We start from the raw sequence: 1,110 nt of genomic DNA on the forward strand, positions 1-1,110 counted from the left end.
GCAGAAAATGCTTTGTTCCCACACTTTGAACTGGAAAGTTGCAGATTCAGGCGGGAATGGGCGCGACTTTCGACATTTCGCCGGCCCGTGCTGATCCAGCGACCGCGGGAAAGTCCTGTATCTCCCAGAGTTGGAGTGCAGACTTTTGACGAAATGCCCGTTTCGTAAGGAGTTCAACCCGTTGTTTCATCTCTTGGAGGCTGAAAGGGGAGCCGACACGAAAGTATCTTCGCTGTACGCCAGACATGAACGCCGCAAGAACGTTTGTCCGTTTTCCCGGCCGAAAACGGCCTTGTCCATGTTCTCATTGGCTGGCGAGGTTCTCGGACATTCTTGAAACCGTCCGATAAATTCTCGATTCCCGGACAAGCGTACGTAAACGATACTTTCGTGTCGGCTCCCCTGAAACCAGGATGCAGGTTCCAGAATGGCCAAAACGCACAGCTTCGCGGTCACTGGGCCTAATAAGAACAAATGGTAGGGGCATTGGTTTGACATAGGTTAGTCATTGGAAGGCATCTCTGTCTCTCCGGGAAACGGAGAACCAATGGGTCCGCAATGTGAAAACAATTAGTATCCTATGCTTAGGCAATGAGTAGACAATGCCTAGACCACGATTACTCTTGCTGGTTCCTTGTTGGGAATGTATCGTCTCCGAATGGCCGAAAAGACACCACCCAAGTTTTACGGAGCCGCCCGTGTGGCCGTGCGTGCAATGCGCGATGTAATCGAGGCGGAGCTGGCCGCGGGACTCACGCTCAAAGAGATTCATCAAAAATATCGAGACAGATGCACCGTCTCGTATGAGCGGTTCCGTATTCACATCTCGCGTGAAATTACCGGCACCGCCGGTTCACGGGGTGGCCAGGTGCCACTGTTCTACAAGCAGAAGCCTCCTAGCCTACAGGTTAGGCCGATCGAGAGAGACGGAAATACGCATATCGAAGCGCCGGCGCCACCGCCATTTCAAGATCAACGGAGTTTTCCGGTATCTGCTCATCCTGGTCCGTCGGCCAGTTGAATCGATTGTGAATTGACGTGACCACGGCGGATACGATTCGACGGGAGGCGTGAGCGAGCTTCCTGACCTGTCCCTTCTATCGCATGCTG

General features: G+C 53.2%; 1 protein-coding gene. It reads left to right on the plus strand.

What is annotated here, in order from left to right; all coding sequences use genetic code 11:
- Positions 1–658 precede the first annotated feature (658 nt).
- Positions 659–1,021: a TraK family protein gene (locus L2A60_RS20520; RefSeq protein ID WP_235706312.1), complete on the plus strand. Its 363-nt coding sequence runs from the start codon at positions 659–661 to the stop codon at positions 1,019–1,021.
- The last annotated feature ends 89 nt before the right edge of the window (positions 1,022–1,110 follow it).

The sequence above is a fragment of the Acidiphilium iwatense genome (assembly GCF_021556475.1).
Lineage (GTDB): Bacteria > Pseudomonadota > Alphaproteobacteria > Acetobacterales > Acetobacteraceae > Acidiphilium > Acidiphilium iwatense.

What these genes read in the sequence shown, in the direction of transcription:
- L2A60_RS20520 (WP_235706312.1), top strand. Translation starts at nt 659, where the DNA reads ATGGCCGAAAAGACACCACCCAAGTTTTACGGAGCCGCCCGTGTGGCC.